Source organism: Buttiauxella sp. AC038 (assembly GCF_979253565.1).
Window position 1 is genome coordinate 4,873,654 of sequence record NZ_CEEDCQ010000001.1, and the last position, 17,528, is coordinate 4,891,181.

General features: G+C 50.4%; 19 protein-coding genes. 11 read left to right on the top strand and 8 right to left on the bottom strand.

Features of this window, described 5'->3' with window-relative positions:
- Positions 1-51: 51 nt before the first annotated feature.
- Both menA and rraA read left to right on the top strand, forming a co-directional pair.
- The gene (menA, locus tag AC0IXI_RS23020; RefSeq protein WP_424222780.1) at positions 52-981 is read left to right on the top strand and encodes a 1,4-dihydroxy-2-naphthoate polyprenyltransferase; all 930 of its coding nucleotides are present in this window, start codon (positions 52-54) and stop codon (positions 979-981) included.
- A gap of 92 nt (positions 982-1,073) precedes the next feature.
- Positions 1,074-1,559 carry a ribonuclease E activity regulator RraA gene (rraA, locus tag AC0IXI_RS23025; RefSeq protein WP_034500052.1) on the top strand — a complete coding sequence of 162 codons (486 nt, stop codon included), beginning with the start codon at positions 1,074-1,076 and terminating at the stop codon, positions 1,557-1,559.
- A 251-nt stretch (positions 1,560-1,810) separates the two neighbouring features.
- Here the strand turns inward: rraA and zapB are convergent, their stop codons facing one another.
- The gene (gene zapB, locus AC0IXI_RS23030; protein WP_034461423.1) at positions 1,811-2,050 is read right to left on the bottom strand and encodes a septal ring assembly protein ZapB; all 240 of its coding nucleotides are present in this window, start codon (positions 2,048-2,050) and stop codon (positions 1,811-1,813) included.
- Positions 2,051-2,619: 569 nt separating this feature from the next.
- Between zapB and AC0IXI_RS23035 the strand changes: the two genes are divergently transcribed.
- The 4 genes from AC0IXI_RS23035 to fpr all read left to right on the top strand — a co-directional run bounded on the left by AC0IXI_RS23035 (position 2,620) and on the right by fpr (position 7,016).
- Positions 2,620-3,471 (top strand): MIP/aquaporin family protein, encoded by an 852-nt coding sequence (locus tag AC0IXI_RS23035; protein ID WP_134187643.1) that lies wholly within the window; start codon positions 2,620-2,622, stop codon positions 3,469-3,471.
- Positions 3,472-3,492: 21 nt separating this feature from the next.
- Complete coding sequence (glpK, locus tag AC0IXI_RS23040; RefSeq protein ID WP_064515068.1) at positions 3,493-5,007, top strand: glycerol kinase GlpK; 1,515 nt, start codon at positions 3,493-3,495, stop codon at positions 5,005-5,007.
- Between the two features lie 150 nt (positions 5,008-5,157).
- Entirely contained in the window at positions 5,158-6,168 is a 1,011-nt protein-coding gene (gene glpX, locus AC0IXI_RS23045; protein WP_064515066.1) for a class II fructose-bisphosphatase, read from the top strand.
- A gap of 101 nt (positions 6,169-6,269) precedes the next feature.
- Positions 6,270-7,016 carry a ferredoxin--NADP(+) reductase gene (gene fpr, locus AC0IXI_RS23050; RefSeq protein ID WP_134187645.1) on the top strand — a complete coding sequence of 249 codons (747 nt, stop codon included), beginning with the start codon at positions 6,270-6,272 and terminating at the stop codon, positions 7,014-7,016.
- A gap of 2 nt (positions 7,017-7,018) precedes the next feature.
- Here fpr and AC0IXI_RS23055 read toward each other — a convergent pair whose 3' ends face one another.
- The gene (locus AC0IXI_RS23055; RefSeq protein ID WP_034500043.1) at positions 7,019-7,438 is read right to left on the bottom strand and encodes a DUF805 domain-containing protein; all 420 of its coding nucleotides are present in this window, start codon (positions 7,436-7,438) and stop codon (positions 7,019-7,021) included.
- 147 nt (positions 7,439-7,585) lie between these two features.
- Here AC0IXI_RS23055 and AC0IXI_RS23060 point away from each other — a divergent pair, with 147 nt between their 5' ends.
- A complete protein-coding gene (locus AC0IXI_RS23060; protein ID WP_413499631.1) occupies positions 7,586-8,149 on the top strand; it encodes a DUF1454 family protein in 564 nt (187 codons plus the stop codon).
- Positions 8,150-8,390: 241 nt separating this feature from the next.
- Complete coding sequence (gene tpiA / locus AC0IXI_RS23065; RefSeq protein ID WP_064515060.1) at positions 8,391-9,158, top strand: triose-phosphate isomerase; 768 nt, start codon at positions 8,391-8,393, stop codon at positions 9,156-9,158.
- A gap of 47 nt (positions 9,159-9,205) precedes the next feature.
- Here the strand turns inward: tpiA and AC0IXI_RS23070 are convergent, their stop codons facing one another.
- From AC0IXI_RS23070 to cpxP, 5 genes are all read right to left on the bottom strand, one after another.
- Positions 9,206-9,964, bottom strand: coding sequence for a CDP-diacylglycerol diphosphatase (locus tag AC0IXI_RS23070; protein WP_134187647.1), 759 nt, complete (start codon positions 9,962-9,964; stop codon positions 9,206-9,208).
- Positions 9,965-10,058: 94 nt separating this feature from the next.
- Entirely contained in the window at positions 10,059-11,048 is a 990-nt protein-coding gene (locus AC0IXI_RS23075; protein ID WP_064515056.1) for a sulfate ABC transporter substrate-binding protein, read from the bottom strand.
- Between the two features lie 152 nt (positions 11,049-11,200).
- Positions 11,201-12,163, bottom strand: a complete 963-nt coding sequence (pfkA, locus tag AC0IXI_RS23080; protein ID WP_064515054.1) for a 6-phosphofructokinase — start codon at positions 12,161-12,163, stop codon at positions 11,201-11,203.
- Positions 12,164-12,346: 183 nt separating this feature from the next.
- On the bottom strand, positions 12,347-13,249 hold the full coding sequence (gene fieF, locus AC0IXI_RS23085; RefSeq protein WP_064561521.1) for a CDF family cation-efflux transporter FieF: 903 nt from the start codon (positions 13,247-13,249) through the stop codon (positions 12,347-12,349).
- Positions 13,250-13,372: 123 nt separating this feature from the next.
- Positions 13,373-13,885, bottom strand: a complete 513-nt coding sequence (gene cpxP, locus AC0IXI_RS23090; protein ID WP_471683166.1) for a cell-envelope stress modulator CpxP — start codon at positions 13,883-13,885, stop codon at positions 13,373-13,375.
- Positions 13,886-14,035: 150 nt separating this feature from the next.
- On the opposite strand from cpxP, the gene cpxR reads away from it, so the two are divergent.
- The 3 genes from cpxR to trmL all read left to right on the top strand — a co-directional run bounded on the left by cpxR (position 14,036) and on the right by trmL (position 16,663).
- Positions 14,036-14,734 carry an envelope stress response regulator transcription factor CpxR gene (gene cpxR / locus AC0IXI_RS23095; RefSeq protein ID WP_034461436.1) on the top strand — a complete coding sequence of 233 codons (699 nt, stop codon included), beginning with the start codon at positions 14,036-14,038 and terminating at the stop codon, positions 14,732-14,734.
- A complete protein-coding gene (gene cpxA / locus AC0IXI_RS23100) occupies positions 14,731-16,101 on the top strand; it encodes an envelope stress sensor histidine kinase CpxA (protein WP_064515048.1) in 1,371 nt (456 codons plus the stop codon). Before cpxR ends, cpxA begins: the two co-directional genes overlap by 4 nt.
- Positions 16,102-16,189: 88 nt before the next feature.
- Complete coding sequence (trmL, locus tag AC0IXI_RS23105) at positions 16,190-16,663, top strand: tRNA (uridine(34)/cytosine(34)/5-carboxymethylaminomethyluridine(34)-2'-O)-methyltransferase TrmL (protein ID WP_064515046.1); 474 nt, start codon at positions 16,190-16,192, stop codon at positions 16,661-16,663.
- Here the strand turns inward: trmL and cysE are convergent.
- On the bottom strand, positions 16,660-17,481 hold the full coding sequence (cysE, locus tag AC0IXI_RS23110; protein ID WP_034500031.1) for a serine O-acetyltransferase: 822 nt from the start codon (positions 17,479-17,481) through the stop codon (positions 16,660-16,662). The two genes, trmL and cysE, sit on opposite strands and share 4 nt — an antisense overlap.
- Positions 17,482-17,528 lie beyond the last annotated feature (47 nt).

Sequence of the window (17,528 nt, forward strand, 5' to 3'; positions counted from 1 at the left end):
TGAAATGGAGGGCTTATGCCCTCCATTTTTTTATATCTAACAGAGAGAACTATGAGCGAATCGCACTCTGTAAGCACGACTCAAGCCTGGCTTGAAAGCTTGCGCCCACGCACATTACCACTGGCATTTGCCTCTATCGTCTGTGGATCCGCGTTGGCTTTCTGGCAAGGCGTGTTCAACCCCACAATTGCATTGCTGGCACTGCTGACTGCCGGGTTACTGCAAATCCTCTCAAACCTGGCGAATGACTACGGTGATGCGGTAAAAGGGAGCGACAAAGAAGACAGAATCGGGCCATTGCGCGGAATGCAAAAAGGCGTGATTACCCAGGCGCAGATGAAAAAAGCGCTGATTATCACAGTGGTATTAATCTGTGTTTCTGGTCTGGCGCTGGTCGCGGTTGCTTGTCGTTCGCTGGCAGATTTTCTCGGTTTCCTGGTGCTGGGTTTACTGGCCATTATCGCGGCTATTACCTACACCGTCGGAACTCGTCCGTATGGTTACATGGGACTTGGGGACATTTCAGTACTGGTCTTCTTTGGTTGGTTAAGTGTGGCTGGTACCTGGTATCTTCAGGCTCATGCTCTCGCCCCGTTAGTGTTTTTACCCGCGACAGCTTGCGGATTACTGGCAACAGCTGTGCTGAACATCAATAACTTGCGTGATATCGACAGCGACCGTGAGAACGGTAAAAACACACTGGCTGTGCGCCTGGGCCCAGTACTTGCCCGTCGCTATCATGCCTGCCTGCTAATGGGTGCGCTGGCGTGCCTTGCGGTATTTAACCTGGTGTGGTTGCAAAGCCTCTGGGGATGGCTGTTTGTGCTTGCAGCACCGTTACTGATTAAGCAGGCGCGTTTTGTGTTACGCGAGAAGGAACCTGTTGCGATGCGCCCAATGCTTGAACGGACAGTAAAAGCCGCATTGCTTGCTAACGTATTGTTTGCGGTAGGAGTTGTGCTCAGCACGGTGTCGCTTTAGCTGACAAATATCAATTAACAATTGATGATTTTGCCAACAGTTGAGATTAAGCGATATACTGACAACTCATGCAGCAACAGAACCTTAATCCTATGAAATATGATACTTCCGAGCTTTGCGACATCTACCAGGAAGATGTCAACGTCGTTGAACCGCTGTTTTCCAACTTCGGTGGGCGGTCGTCCTTTGGCGGGCAAATCATCACAGTGAAATGTTTCGAGGACAACGGATTGTTGTATGATCTGCTCGAACAAAATGGCCGTGGCCGAGTGCTGGTCATCGATGGTGGCGGCTCTGTTCGCCGTGCTTTGATTGACGCAGAACTTGCCCGTCTGGCGACTCAAAATGAGTGGGAAGGCATCGTGGTATACGGTGCAGTACGCCAGGTAGATGACCTGGAAGAACTGGATATTGGTATTCAGGCAATTGCCGCTATTCCGGTAGGTTCAGCAGGCGTTGGCGTTGGTGAAAGTGATGTGCGCGTTAACTTTGGCGGCGTGACATTCTTCTCCGGCGACCATCTGTATGCGGATAACACCGGCATTATCCTTTCCGAAGATCCCCTCGATATTGAATAACCCAATCGAATAACAAAACGGGCGCCCTAAGGCGCCCGTTCTTTTTCTGGTCGAATAAATCGATACCCTAAATAATTCAAGTTGCAGGACAAAAGGCTTCAGACTTTTGAACAGCGCTTGCGCTGGCCCCACCGGGGCGAGGCTCAGCCGAGTAATGCGGCAATTGAGTGAATCCCCAGGAGCTTACTAAAGTAAGTGACTGGGGTGAACGAAAACAGCCAACGCCCCTGCTGCTTGAAGTATGACGGGTATTAGACTTCTTCCATCTTACCCAGCAGCGCATGCAGACGATCCTGCCAAACGTGCTGCTGTTCTTTCAGAGAATTATTTTCGCGCACTAATTCTTCATGGTTGCTCTGAGACTGCTGAACTTGCTGAGACAAATTGTTGTTGGTCTCTTTCAGCTCTTCAATTTCCATTTGCAGCAGGGTAATGGTATCAATCGCCTGCTGTACTTTTGCTTCCAGTTTCTCAAACACTTCAAATGACATTTCTGAACCTCTTCTGAATTGCAAGGCGTTGATGGATGTCTATACCCGTTAGCATTCGAGTTGCAGGTAGGCGGCCAGGGAGCTTATCCCGATGAGCTTACTTCAGTAAGTGATTCGGGTAACTGAGCGCAGCCAACGCCCCTGCAGCTTGAAGGATGATGGGTATAAATCCCCGTTCCGGATATTCCCCGAAGACACCTTATGAATATATGCGCTCCACGCAGCGTGTCTCGATTGTAAGTAGCGTAAGTAGCCGTGTCCAGCGAGTTCAAGCGCTCTTTGCATAACATAACGTTTTTCAGCATATGCCGAATGACCATGAGCGCTAAAATCACTATTTGTTAACGCATTGATTACTTCCATGAGCGTTTGCGTTGTCTTTTCTGGGTGATAATGCGCACACTTCAGCGCGAAATCGCTCATTTTTATGACGAACAACACAAATTTAAAGTTCGATATTTCTCGTTTATGTTCGTTAACGATAAATTAACACTATGCCTACATGGCACCTGCGCGGCAGGGAAGCCCGAACAAACAATAATCATTAATTTTGCCTTCAGGACCCTACTATGAGTCAGTCAGCTCCATCAACCTTGAAAGGTCAGTGCATCGCCGAGTTCATGGGTACCGCGTTGTTGATTTTCTTTGGTGTCGGATGTGTCGCCGCCTTAAAAGTCGCGGGCGCAAGCTTCGGGCAGTGGGAAATCAGTATCATCTGGGGTTTGGGAGTAGCTATGGCTATCTACCTGACTGCAGGAGTTTCCGGTGCACATCTTAACCCGGCGGTGACTATCGCACTTTGCCTGTTCGCATGCTTCGATAAACGCAAAGTGGTGCCGTTTATTCTTTCGCAAGTTGCAGGTGCGTTCTGTGCCGCAGCTTTGGTCTATGGCCTGTATTACAATTTATTCCTCGATTACGAGCAGACGCACCACATGGTACGCGGCAGTGTGGAAAGCCTGGATTTGGCAGGTATCTTCTCAACCTACCCTAACCCACACATCAATCTTGTGCAGGCGTTTGCCGTAGAGATGGTGATCACAGCCATTCTGATGGGCGTTATTCTGGCGCTGACTGACGATGGCAACGGCATCCCGCGTGGCCCGTTAGCACCATTGCTGATTGGCTTACTGATTGCGGTAATCGGTGCCTCAATGGGTCCGTTGACCGGATTTGCGATGAATCCAGCACGTGACTTTGGCCCGAAACTTTTCGCCTGGTTAGCTGGCTGGGGCGATGTCGCCTTCACCGGTGGCCGCGATATTCCTTACTTCCTGGTGCCTGTATTTGGCCCGATTGTAGGCGCGGCTCTAGGTGCGTTTGGTTACCGTAAACTGATTGGCCACCATTTACCTTGTGATGTTTGTGTTGAAGATGAAGAAAAATCCAGCACATCCACACAACAAAATGCTTCTTTGTAAGACTGACTGCAGGACAAAATTATGACCCACGAAAAAAAATATATTGTCGCACTCGATCAGGGCACAACCAGCTCCCGCGCCGTCGTCCTGGATCATGATGCCAACGTTGTTAGCGTGTCACAGCGCGAGTTTCAGCAAATCTATCCAAAAGCTGGATGGGTAGAGCACGACCCAATGGAGATTTGGGCAACACAAAGCTCCACGCTTGTAGAAGTGCTGGCTAAAGCGGACATCAACTCCGACCAAATCGCCGCAATAGGTATCACTAACCAGCGTGAAACCGCGATTGTCTGGGAAAAAGAGACCGGCAAACCAATTTATAACGCCATCGTCTGGCAGTGCCGTCGTACCGCAGAGATCTGCGAGCAGCTCAAACGCGACGGCCTGGAAGAGTACATCAAATCAGCAACCGGGCTGGTTGTTGACCCGTATTTCTCCGGCACCAAAGTGAAGTGGATTCTTGATCACGTTGAAGGTTCCCGCGAACGCGCGCGCCGTGGCGAATTGCTGTTTGGTACGGTCGATACCTGGCTTATCTGGAAAATGACTCAAGGGCGCGTGCACGTTACTGACTACACCAACGCCTCCCGAACCATGTTGTTTAACATCCACGATCTCACCTGGGATGACCGCATGCTCGAAGCGCTGGATATCCCACGCGAGATGCTGCCAGAAGTGCGTAAATCCTCCGAAGTTTACGGCCAGACCAACATCGGTGGTAAAGGCGGTACGCGTATTCCTATCGCCGGGATCGCCGGTGACCAGCAGGCGGCACTCTTCGGCCAGCTGTGCGTGAAGGAAGGGATGGCGAAAAACACCTACGGCACCGGCTGCTTTATGCTGATGAACACCGGAACTCAGGCGGTTAAATCGACTCACGGTTTGTTGACGACGATTGCTTGCGGCCCACGCGGTGAAGTGAACTATGCGCTGGAAGGCGCAGTATTCATGGGCGGCGCGTCTATCCAGTGGCTACGCGATGAGATGAAACTGATTAGCGACGCGACTGATTCCGAGTACTTTGCAACGAAAGTCAAAGACACCAACGGCGTATATGTCGTCCCTGCGTTTACCGGTCTGGGCGCTCCTTACTGGGACCCGTATGCCCGTGGCGCTATCTTCGGTCTGACTCGTGGCGTCAATGCAAACCATATTATCCGCGCAACACTTGAGTCCATCGCTTATCAGACGCGTGACGTACTGGAAGCGATGCAGGCTGATGCTGATATTCGCCTGCACGCTCTGCGTGTGGACGGTGGTGCGGTGGCGAACAACTTCCTGATGCAATTCCAGGCCGACATTTTAGGTACACGCGTTGAGCGCCCTGAAGTGCGTGAAGTCACGGCGTTAGGTGCTGCTTATCTTGCAGGCCTGGCCGTTGGTTTCTGGCAGAACCTGGATGAAGTCAGCGAGAAAGCGGTTATCGAAAAAGAGTTCCGCCCGGGTATCGAAACCACCGAACGTAACGTCCGTTATGCTGGCTGGAAAAAAGCAGTTAAGCGTGCGCTGGCGTGGGAAGACCACGACGAAAGTTAAGTTCTGACACCACCAACCTACTCTCTCCCTATTCCGGGGAGAGAGTAGAGGTGAGTGAGTTCTGAATCCACAGCAACACTCCGCCTTCCCCGACGATTCCTCACCTGTGCTAAAATGCGTCGCAATTAAGCTTCTTAAAATGAGTGTGCGATGAGACGAGAACTGGCGATTGAATTTTCCCGCGTAACTGAAGCCGCAGCACTGGCTGGTTATAAATGGTTGGGCCGTGGCGATAAAAATACGGCGGATGGCGCAGCCGTTCACGCCATGCGTATCATGCTTAATCAGGTCAATATTGATGGCCAGATTGTGATTGGTGAAGGAGAAATCGACGAAGCGCCGATGCTCTACATTGGCGAAAAAGTCGGGACCGGCCAGGGTGATGCAGTAGATATCGCGGTTGACCCGATTGAAGGCACACGGATGACCGCCATGGGTCAGGCCAACGCGCTGGCGGTGCTGGCTGTGGGTGACAAAGGTAGTTTCCTCAACGCCCCAGACATGTACATGGAAAAACTGATTGTTGGCCCTGGCGCTAAAGGCATTATCGACCTCAATCTGCCGCTGGCTGAAAACCTCTATAACATCGCCGTTGCGCTCAACAAGCCATTGAGCGAACTCACCGTAACTATTCTCGCCAAACCGCGCCACGACGCCACCATTGCCGAACTGCAAAAGCTTGGCGTGCGCGTTTTCGCCATTCCTGATGGTGATGTTGCGGCATCCATTCTGACCTGTATGCCTGATAGCGAAGTCGATGTGATGTACGGTATCGGCGGCGCACCTGAGGGCGTGATTTCTGCAGCAGTTATTCGCGCATTGGATGGCGACATGCAAGGCCGCTTGTTAGCTCGTCACCACGTCAAAGGCGATAGCGAAGAAAACCGTGTGATGGGTGAGAAAGAACTTGAGCGCTGCAAAGCGATGGGCATTGAAGCGGGTGTAGTATTGAAACTCGATGATATGGCGCGTAACGACAACGTGATTTTCTCCGCGACCGGTATCACCAAAGGTGATTTGCTGGATGGCATTACCCGTAAAGGGAATATGGCGACCACTGAAACATTGCTGATCCGTGGTAAATCGCGCACCATTCGCCGTATCAAATCTATTCACTATCTCGACCGCAAAGATCCAGACGTACAAACGCATATTCTGTAAGACTGCCGTTTGTCTGAATGAGCTTTCCAGCTTTAACCGGCTGGAAATCTCACAGTTTTCTGGTGAAGATAGGACAATAGACACAGAGGGGAATGAACATCATGGCGGAATGGGTCAAAGGTAAAGTCATCCAGATTGAAAACTGGACGGACGCTCTATTTAGTCTCACTGTGCATGCACCTGTCGCCCCTTTCACTGCCGGGCAATTCACCAAGCTTGGGATGGAAATTGACGGTGAACGCGTGCAGCGCGCCTATTCCTACGTCAATGCGCCGAACGATCCTAATCTTGAATTTTATCTAGTCACCGTGCCTGAGGGCAAACTCAGCCCACGCCTGCATGCTCTGCAACCCGGCGATGAAATTATGCTGGTGAGCGAAGCCGCGGGGTTCTTTGTACTGGATGAAGTCCCGGATTGCCAGACGTTATGGATGCTGGCGACAGGCACAGCATTAGGCCCCTATCTTTCGATTTTGCAGGAAGGCAAAGACCTGGATCGTTTCGAGAATATCGTTTTGCTTCATGCCGTGCGTTATGCGCAGGATTTGAGTTATTTGCCATTGATGCAAAAACTCCAGCAGCAATACGAAGGGAAATTACGGATTCAGACAGTGGTGAGCCGGGAATCAATTCCGGGTTCATTGACCGGACGCGTGCCCGCACTTATCGAGAGCGGTGAACTGGAAGCGGCTGTAGGTCTGCCGATGAATACCGAAACTAGCCATGTGATGTTGTGCGGCAACCCGCAGATGGTACGTGACACGCAGCAGTTACTGAAAGATACCCGGCAGATGACCAAACATTTGCGCCGCCGACCGGGCCATATGACAGCTGAACACTACTGGTAGTGTTAGCGGTACTTCACTTCGCTTGTATCTTTACCAAAGCGATTCTCGCCCTGGGTGCCAACAAATGCACCCAGGTCCATAATGACCATCACCAGAATCAAGGTTGGGATAAAACGCCCAAGTCCCCACTGCGCTAATGTGCCGAATGTTTCCCAATTTCCGGCAAGCAACAGCCAGGCCGGAATAAACAGTAGCGCCCACCAGCCTTTCTTATTGCGATCGTGCAGACGCTTCACAATCACAGCGGCAGTCGGAATCAAAGAACCCGATAAGAAGAAACCGGCGGTGGAATAAGGCATAATTTCAGCACCCGCTAGGGTGAAGAGAATGATCAGCGCGATTAACCAAACGCCAATCCAAATCCAGAAGTCACGGCGTCCAATACGTCCGTTAAAAGAGAACAGCCATTGCTGTATGGTCATGGTAAGGTCCATTTTATTGTTTAGCGCCGTAGTGTACCCTGGCTATGCCGGGTTTTGACAAGCCAACGGAATGCCGATTTAATCGGGAAGCAGAATTCACAGGAGAATTTGTCAATGAGACATCTGTTTGCAGCTCTGGCTTTACTGATGCTACCCGCTGCGGTGGTGTGGGCCGACCCGCCTTCAGACTCCACCTCCCCACTGCAAGCCGCTCCATATTTACTGGCCGGTGCACCAACATTTGATATGAACATTACGCAGTTTCGGGAAAAATTCACCGCGGAAAACCCGTCTTTGCCGATAAATGAATTTCGCGCTATCGACTCCAGCGCCGATGAAGTAAATCTGATGCGCGCTGCCAGCAAAATAAACGAAAATCTCTACGCTTCCACAGCGCTTGAACGCGGTACGTTGAAAATAAAGTCGATGCAGATAACGTGGTTGCCGATTCAGGGCCCAGAGCAAAAAGCGGCGCGCTCGAAAGCGTCTGAATACATGTCAGCGCTGATTCGCACCTTTACCCCGTCGCTTTCAAAACCGCAAAGCGTGGCAAAACTCACCAAATTACTTAGCGATGGAAAGAACAAACGTTATTACGCACAAACCGATGGCGCTATTCGCTATGTTGTTGCGGATAACGGTGAAAAGGGACTTACCTTCGCAGTTGAACCGATTAAGCTGACGCTATCTGAAACGCTTAACACCAATTAATATACCCGTTAGCATTCAAGTTGCAGATAGGCGGCAAGGGAGCTTACGTCGATAAGCTTACTTTAGTAAGTGATTCAGGTAAGTGAGTGCAGCCACCAACACCCCTGTGGCTTGAAGGATGATGGGTATATATGACGAAAAGCAAAGCCTTTAGGCGGTTGAGTCTCTATACTGTTTCACAGACCATGCTGCCCTGAGCGGCAGCGATTCTTTTATTAGTTTGACCTTGTGGAGAATTAAGATGCGACATCCTTTGGTGATGGGTAACTGGAAACTGAACGGCAGCAAGCACATGGTACACGAGCTGATTGCTGGCTTACGCAAAGAACTGGCTGGCGTTGCTGGCTGTGGCGTTGCTATCGCTCCTCCAACAATGTACCTGGATCTGGCTAAACACGCCGCTTCTGGCAGCCACATCATTCTTGGTGCTCAGAACGTTGACCTGAACCTGTCTGGCGCATTCACTGGCGAAGTTTCCGCAGAAATGCTGAAAGATGTTGGTGCTAAATACATCATCATCGGTCACTCAGAGCGTCGTACATACCACGCAGAGTCTGACGAACTGATCGCTAAAAAATTCGCTATCCTGAAAGAAGTTGGCCTGATCCCAGTACTGTGCATCGGTGAAACTGAAGCAGAAAACGAAGCTGGCAAAACTGAAGAAGTTTGCGCACGTCAAATCGACGCAGTTCTGAAAACTCAGGGTGCTGCGGCATTCGAAGGCGTTGTAATCGCTTACGAACCAGTATGGGCAATCGGTACTGGCAAATCTGCAACTCCTGCTCAGGCTCAGGCAGTTCACAAATTCATTCGTGACCACATTGCTAAAGCTGATGCGAAAGTTGCTGAGCAAGTGATCATCCAGTACGGCGGTTCCGTAAACGACAAAAATGCTGCAGAGCTGTTTGCTCAGCCTGACATCGACGGTGCCCTGGTTGGCGGCGCATCTCTGAAAGCTGACGCATTCGCAGTTATCGTTAAAGCTGCTGCAAAAGCGAAACAAGCGTAAGTATTCTCGCTTGAAAATATTAAGGCTCTGCTCCGGCAGGGCCTTTTTTATTTCAATATTCCGCAATCGTGATCTTGTAGCTGTTCGGCAGAAGCCAGATTCAGACGCAGTAAATTCCGCTCCGTCGCCAACGCTATCCATTCCCCACCTGGCAATTTCGCCATCGCCAGACTGTAACGGCCCATATGCTTGCGAGCTTGTGAAACCTGAGATGCCAACATAATAAACGGACCACGTTGTGAAAATTCAGCCGCGCTGACTTTTCTGGCGATGTATGCGTTTCCAGCCAGCGCCACCGGGAGTTCCTGCCATTCGGTGTTCAACGTATTCGCATATTGATCCAATTGCCCACGCACATCCTCCCGCAAGCAAGAAATATGGATGTGTAATTGATTCTGGGTACGCCCGGAGGTGGAGTTAATGGTAAGGGAAATGGCGTTATCAGGAACTTGAGTTCCCCGACGCTCGCTCATCACATTGCGTTCTTGCCAGGCAAGCCAGAAGAAGTTAGCGGTTTTTGGCTGCAATAAATCGGGGCTTTCCATGCCTTTCATTTTTACCGTCGGCATTAGCAGATATTGAAGTGGCCCGTTGATATCTTTCAGCAATACGAAACCCGATTGCAAATCCACTTTGGCGCAAGGCGCCGGGTTATGGTTGTCGCGTTGATTAGGAACACACTGCTGGCTGACGATACGCCACAAAGCATCCGGGTGATGCAGATATTGCCGGAGACTAAACCCACATACTGCGACAACAGCTAACAAAAGGATAAAGAGAATTATCGTACGACGGCGCAGCAGCATACAAAACCTCAGACACAGTGAGAGGGCTGTTCAGCGTAACGCATACTCTGGGATCTCAAAAGCAAAACGGCCCCTTTCGGGGCCGTTGTAAAACCTAACGCTGACTAATCTGGTCGAAGGTCCCGCCGTTGGCGAAGTGCTCTTTCTGGGCTTTCGCCCAACCGCCAAACTCTTCATCAATGGTGAACAATTTAAGTTTAGGGAAGACGTTTTCATACTTCTTCGCCACTTCAGCATTGCGTGGGCGATAGTAGTTTTTCGCTACAATTTCCTGACCTTGCGGGGAATAAAGGTATTTCAGGTACTCTTCAGCCACTTTCTGAGTGCCTTTCTTCTCTGTCACTTTATCTACGACTGAAACAGTAGGCTCAGCAAGAATCGACTCGCTCGGCGTGACGATTTCAAACTTGTCTTTACCCAACTCGTTGGTCGCCAGGAACGCTTCGTTTTCCCAGGCAATCAGCACGTCGCCGATACCACGCTCAACAAAAGTACTGGTTGAACCGCGAGCACCTGAATCCAGCACTTCAACGTTCTTATACAGCGCTTTCACGAAATCCTGCGCTTTAGCTTGATCGTTGTTGTTGTGATGCAGGGCGTAACCCCACGCTGCCAGATAATTCCAGCGCGCACCGCCTGAGCTTTTCGGGTTCGGGGTAATAACTGAAACGCCCGGTTTAATCAGATCGTTCCAGTCATGAATTTGTTTCGGGTTACCTTTGCGTACCAGGAAAACGATGGTTGAAGTGTAAGGCGCGGAGTTGTCTGGCAGACGTTTAATCCAGTTTTTATCGATACGACCGCGTTCAGCGATGGCATCCACGTCGTAGGCCAGAGCCAAAGTCACCACGTCAGCTTCGATACCGTTGATAACGGATGTCGCTTGTTTGCCTGAGCCGCCGTGAGACTGGCGAACCACCACGTTATCACCGGTTTGTTGTTTCCAGTGAGCACTGAACGCCTTGTTATACTCGTCATAAAGTTCGCGAGTGGGATCGTATGAGACGTTAAGTAACTGAATATCTTTTGCCAGTACGCTGGTTGACGCCAACAGTAATGTAAGTCCAACTCCCCACTTATTCATTGTTCGCTCTCTTTAATCAGATTTGATGAAAGCAGCGTGCCAGAAATTTAACCATTCATTAAAGAATAAAAAAAGATTGGCTATAACTATTGGGCATATAACAGACAACAAAAAGCCGGGTTGCCCCGGCTTCAATTATCACTGTTCATGAATTAGTAAAGTTTCTTGGCGCAATCCAGCCAGTCACCTTTGAACGGACGCTTCATGCTTTCGATAGCGTCGATGATGTCGTGGTGAACCAGTTTCTCATTCTGAATGCCTACGCAACGACCACCGTGGCCTTGCAACAGCAGTTCGATGGAGTAAGCACCCATGCGGGAAGCCAGAATGCGATCGTAAGCAACCGGCGAACCGCCACGCTGAATGTGGCCCAGGACGGTGGCGCGAGTTTCGCGTTTGGTTTCCGTCTCGATATATTGAGCCAGCTCATCGATGTCGCAGATGTGCTCGGTAATAGCGACGATTGCGTGTTTTTTACCTTTAGCGATGCCCGCTTTGATTTCTTCAACCAGGTCTTCGCGATTAAACTCAACTTCTGGCAGCACAACAAACTCACAGCCACCAGCAATTGACGCAGCTAAGGTCAAATCGCCACAGTAACGGCCCATCACTTCCACGATAGAAATACGCTGGTGGGAAGAAGAGGTATCACGCAGGCGGTCGATTGCTTCCACGACTGTTTCCAGTGCGGTGAAGAAACCGATAGTGTAATCGGTGCCTTTGATATCGTTATCAATGGTGCCTGGCAAACCGATGCATGGGAAGCCCATTTCGGTCAGGCGCATTGCACCCATATAGGAGCCATCACCGCCGATAACAACCAGCGCATCGATACCGCGTTTTTTCAAATTCTCGATAGCCACTTCACGGATTTTCTCATCACGAAACTCCGGGAAACGAGCGGAACCCAAGAAGGTACCACCGCGGTTAATCATATCAGACACGCTATAACGGTCCAGATTCACCATGCGGTCTTCATACAGACCCAGATAGCCGTCATAAACACCCACGACTTCCAGACCTTCCGACAATGCTGCACGGACAACACCACGAATCGCGGCGTTCATACCCGGCGCATCACCGCCACTCGTCAACACACCAATTTTTTTGATCATGACTACCTCTGAACTTTTGAATGCAAATTAATCCTGTTGCCGGAAACGGCCTGCGGCATGCCGAGGCGTCGACTCTGCTACAAATAGTATAACAACCGCTTCTTGCTGAATTGATTCAGGTCAGGCCATAAGTCGTACTTTATCCAAAAAACATCGACTACGTCTGACTTTTATAACGAATATTTAAAGCTCAAAATGGCCTTGCTGCTGCGTCGGAACAACCGAGCAGGGGTCCTGGTGAATAATCACATCTGACCCAGGGAAACGACGTAAAATCGCTTGTTCCACTTGTTCGGCAATCACATGCGCCTGAACCAGCGGGAGATTGTCTTCCATTTCGATATGAACTTGAATAAAGCGGGTCGGCCCTGACTGCCGCGTACGTAAATCATGCGCCCCTTTCACACCGGGCCATGCATTGATGATATCAATAATTGCCTGACGTTCGTCATCGGGTAATGCACGGTCTAGCAGAGACTGCACTGCCTCATGCCCCATACGAATCGCGTTATATAAAATATAGACGCCGATCCCTAACGCAAATATTGAATCTGCACGGTGCCAGCCATACCAGGACAGTGCCAGAGCAACCAGAATCGCTCCGTTCATCATAACATCAGACTGATAATGAAGCATATCTGCCCGGACTGCCTGGCTTTGTGTCTTCCGAACTACCCAGCGCTGGAAAGTCACAAGTATCAACGTGCTGAATAATGCAATGACCGTGACTACGACGCCAACTAAAGGTTGTTTCATCTGTGAGGGTTCAGCTAAATGCTGGAATCCAGTCAAGAACAGGAACAGCGCTGAGCCAGAAATAAACATACTTTGCGCGAGTGCTGCCAGCGATTCCGCTTTGCCATGGCCAAAGGTATGTTCTTCATCCGCCGGTTGCAGTGAGTAGCGTACGACAAGAAGGTTAGTCAGCGACGCAGCAATGTCCACCAGCGAATCCACCAATGCCGCCAGAATACTGACCGAACCGGTATACCACCAGGCGAAAATCTTGATCAAAAGTAACAATGATGCCATTACCGTTGCGGCGATGGCTGCACGGCTGACCAGTTTCCCATACTGTTGATTCATAGGGGCTCCAGCAAATGATTGCTGGCTAGTATAGCGGATTCACCTGAACCTTCAGGCAAAAAAACCCGCCGGTTAAGGCGGGGAAGACAGGGATGGTGTCTATGGCAAGGAAAACAGGGTTTGTTACTGGTTACTATGCTTACTGCTATTACTCAGTGCCTGCATCGAAGACATCTGTTGCAGGTCCGCCAGTTCACGGAATTGATCCATGCGCTGTTGGTGTTTGTCATTTAAAACGGCCTGTTGCTCAGGACTTAACAAGCGGTACATTTGGTTGCGTACTTTCGCCATTTCAACTTGGCGAGCCACTTGTTCTTGTGCCATTTTTTCAGCCTGGACACGCACTGCCGCTTCATCAAAATTATCTGCGGTGACCAGATTATGCATGGTCTCCATTTCGCTTACATTCACGGGTGGGCTATCATGCCGTGCCCGTTGCATTAGATCGCGCATTTGTTGGCGCTGTTGTTCGGTAAGGTTTATCCCATCGAACATATGGCTCTGAAGGTGATTACGCTTTACTAAACCTTCACCGCCCTGGTACCAGTTATCGCTGGCCGGTAAGTCTCTGGCCTGGCAAGCCAGGGTTACCAGAGTCAATGTAGAGGCCATGACGGCAGCGGTAACATTGCGCATCACTTGCTCCTGATATCATCTGTGCTGCGATTCAACGAGATTCAGTCTACGATTCCCGCTGCAAACTAGCGTCAGGGGGTGTAAAACAACGTAAAGTCATAGATTAGCTCGCCTTGATGACGTAATTTCTGCCTCGGAGGTAATTTAACAATGAATAAAATTCTGCTAGTTGATGATGACCGAGAGCTTACTTCCCTGTTAAAGGAACTGCTCGACATGGAAGGTTTTAACGTAATTGTTGCCCACGACGGCGAACAAGCGTTGGAGCTCCTAGATGACACCATTGACCTTTTATTGCTCGACGTGATGATGCCGAAGAAAAATGGCATTGATACGTTGAAAGAGTTGCGTCAATCACACCAGACCCCAGTCATTATGCTAACAGCGCGAGGAAGTGAGCTCGATCGCGTGCTGGGCCTTGAACTCGGTGCAGATGACTATCTGCCTAAACCATTCAACGATCGTGAACTGGTGGCCCGTATACGCGCTATTTTGCGTCGTTCACACTGGAGCGAGCAGCAACAAAACAGTGACAGTGGCTCACCGACTGTCGAAGTCGACGGTTTAAGCCTGAATCCTGGACGTCAGGAAGCAAGCTTTGATGGGCAAGCGCTGGATTTGACCGGTACCGAATTCACCCTGCTCTACTTGCTGGCACAGCATCTGGGCCAGGTGGTTTCACGCGAACATTTAAGCCAGGAAGTTCTGGGTAAACGCCTGACACCTTTTGACCGCGCAATCGACATGCATATTTCCAATTTGCGTCGTAAATTGCCGGACCGTAAAGATGGGCATCCGTGGTTTAAAACATTACGTGGCCGCGGCTACCTGATGGTGTCTGCTTCATGATAAGTAGCCTTACCGCGCGTATTTTTGCCATCTTCTGGTTGACGTTGGCGTTAGTGCTGATGCTAGTGCTGATGCTGCCTAAACTGGATTCGCGTCAAATGACCGAATTGATGGAGAATGAGCAACGTCAAGGCATCATGATTGAACAGCATGTCGAAGCGGAACTTGAAAACGATCCACCCAACGACCTGATGTGGTGGCGTCGTTTGTTCCGGGCCATTGATAAATGGGCACCACCGGGGCAGCGTTTATTACTTGTGACCAGCGAAGGGCGAGTGATTGGCGCCCAGCGCAATGAAATGCAGATCATTCGTAACTTTATCGGCCAGTCCGATAACTCAGATCATCCGCAAAAGAAAAAATATGGTCGTGTCGAATTAGTAGGGCCATTCTCTGTACGAGATGGCGAAGATAACTACCAGCTCTACCTGATTCGCCCTGCAAGTAACTCCCAATCTGATTTTATTAACCTGCTGTTTGATAGACCTTTACTGTTACTCATCGTCACAATGCTGGTCAGTTCACCGCTGCTATTATGGCTGGCGTGGAGCCTGGCAAAACCAGCGCGCAAGTTGAAAAATGCTGCGGATGAAGTAGCCCAGGGGAATTTGCGCCAGCACCCTGAACTCGAATCCGGGCCGCAAGAATTTCTCGCAGCCGGCGCCAGCTTTAACCAGATGATTACCGCGCTGGAAAGAATGATGACAAGCCAGCAACGGCTGTTGTCCGATATCTCTCACGAATTGCGTACCCCATTGACGCGCCTGCAATTAGGCACAGCATTGCTGCGACGTAAAACCGGTGAAAGCAAAGAACTGGAGCGTATCGAAACCGAAGCTCAGCGTCTGGACGGTATGATCAACGACCTGTTAGTGATGTCCCGCAATCAGCAAAAAAATGCGCTGGCGAGTGAGACAATGAAAGCCAATCAGATCTGGTCTGAAGTGCTGGATAACGCGGCTTTCGAAGCGGAGCAAATGGGTAAATCACTGGAAGTGACCTACCCGCCTGGCCCGTGGCTGATGTACGGCAACCCGAACTCACTGGAAAGTGCGCTGGAAAATATTGTCCGTAACGCATTACGTTATTCGCACACGAAAATTGCCGTTAATTTCTCCGTGGATAATCAAGGTATTACTGTCACGGTAGATGATGATGGCCCAGGCGTGAGCCCGGAAGATCGTGAACAAATATTCCGTCCTTTCTACCGCACAGATGAAGCGCGCGATCGCGAATCTGGTGGTACCGGTCTGGGGTTAGCGATTGTCGAAACTGCCGTTCAGCAACATCGTGGCTGGGTGAAAGCCGATGACAGCCCGTTGGGCGGATTGCGGTTAGTGCTTTGGCTGCCGCTTTATCATCGTTAATTTTCGCCATAAAGAACAGGTCCTTCGGGGCCTGTTTTCCTTCCTGCCATAAATTGATATTCTGCGCGCCAGGTCTTATGGGGGCAGTATGCTAAATATCGTTTTGTTTGAACCAGAAATCCCACCCAATACCGGGAATATTATTCGTCTATGCGCCAATACCGGCTTCCGGCTGCATATCATCGAGCCGACAGGCTTTGGCTGGGACGATAAGCGACTGCGCCGTGCTGGTCTGGATTATCATGAGTTTGCAGCCGTGAATCGCCATCACAACTATGACGCATTTTTAGCGGCGGAAAACCCACAACGAATTTTTGCATTAACCACAAAGGGTACGCCTGCGCACAGCGCAGTAAGCTATCAGGATGGGGATTATTTGGTGTTTGGCCCGGAAACACGCGGCCTGCCAGCAACGATTCTTGATGCTTTGCCTGCTGAGCAAAAAATCCGTATTCCGATGATGCCGGACAGCCGCAGCATGAATTTATCGAATGCAGTATCGGTGGTGGTGTATGAAGCGTGGCGCCAGCTTGGTTACCCCGGCGCCGTGCTGAGAAGCTAGATTCCGTCGCCGTATTCGAAACCATTGTTAGCACCGTTAAAGTGCTGATCCATATCAATGGCAGGCATATCGCTTTCAGGCTTGCCAACAATTCGCGCAGGAACGCCAGCCGCCGTGGTATGAGGCGGCACTGGCTGTAACACTACAGAGCCTGCGCCAATTTTTGCCCCACGCCCAATTTCAATGTTGCCGAGGATTTTCGCCCCGGCACCAATCATCACGCCTTCACGAATTTTCGGGTGGCGGTCGCCGCTGGTTTTGCCCGTACCGCCCAGGGTAACAGACTGCAAAATCGACACATCGTTTTCAACAATAGCGGTTTCACCGATCACAATGCCGGTTGCGTGATCGAGCATGATCCCACAGCCAATTTTCGCCGCCGGATGAATATCTACCTGAAATGAAACCGAAACCTGATTTTGCAGGAATATCGCCAGAGCCCTGCGTCCCTCTTTCCACAGCCAATGGCCGATACGGTAGGACTGCAAAGCATGAAAACCTTTCAGGTATAACAGCGGAGTGGAATATTTATCGACTGCCGGGTCACGGGTGCGCACGGCCTGAATATCGCAGGCAGCGGAAGCAATCATTTGTGGTTCTGCCGCGTATGCCTCTTCGACAACTTCACGAATCGCAATGGCAGGCATAATCGGGGAGGCTAGCTTATTGGCGAGCATGTAGCTCAGCGCGCTGCCGAGGTTTTCGTGCTTGAGGAGAGTTGCGTGGTAAAAACTGGCCAACATTGGTTCACAATCGGCAAGCGCTCGTGCTTCGGCTTTAATGTTGTTCCACACCAGATCCAGTTCTTCAGACGACATTGCTCTCTCCAGACAGAAAAACAGCGCCCGGCACAAAGTACCGGAAC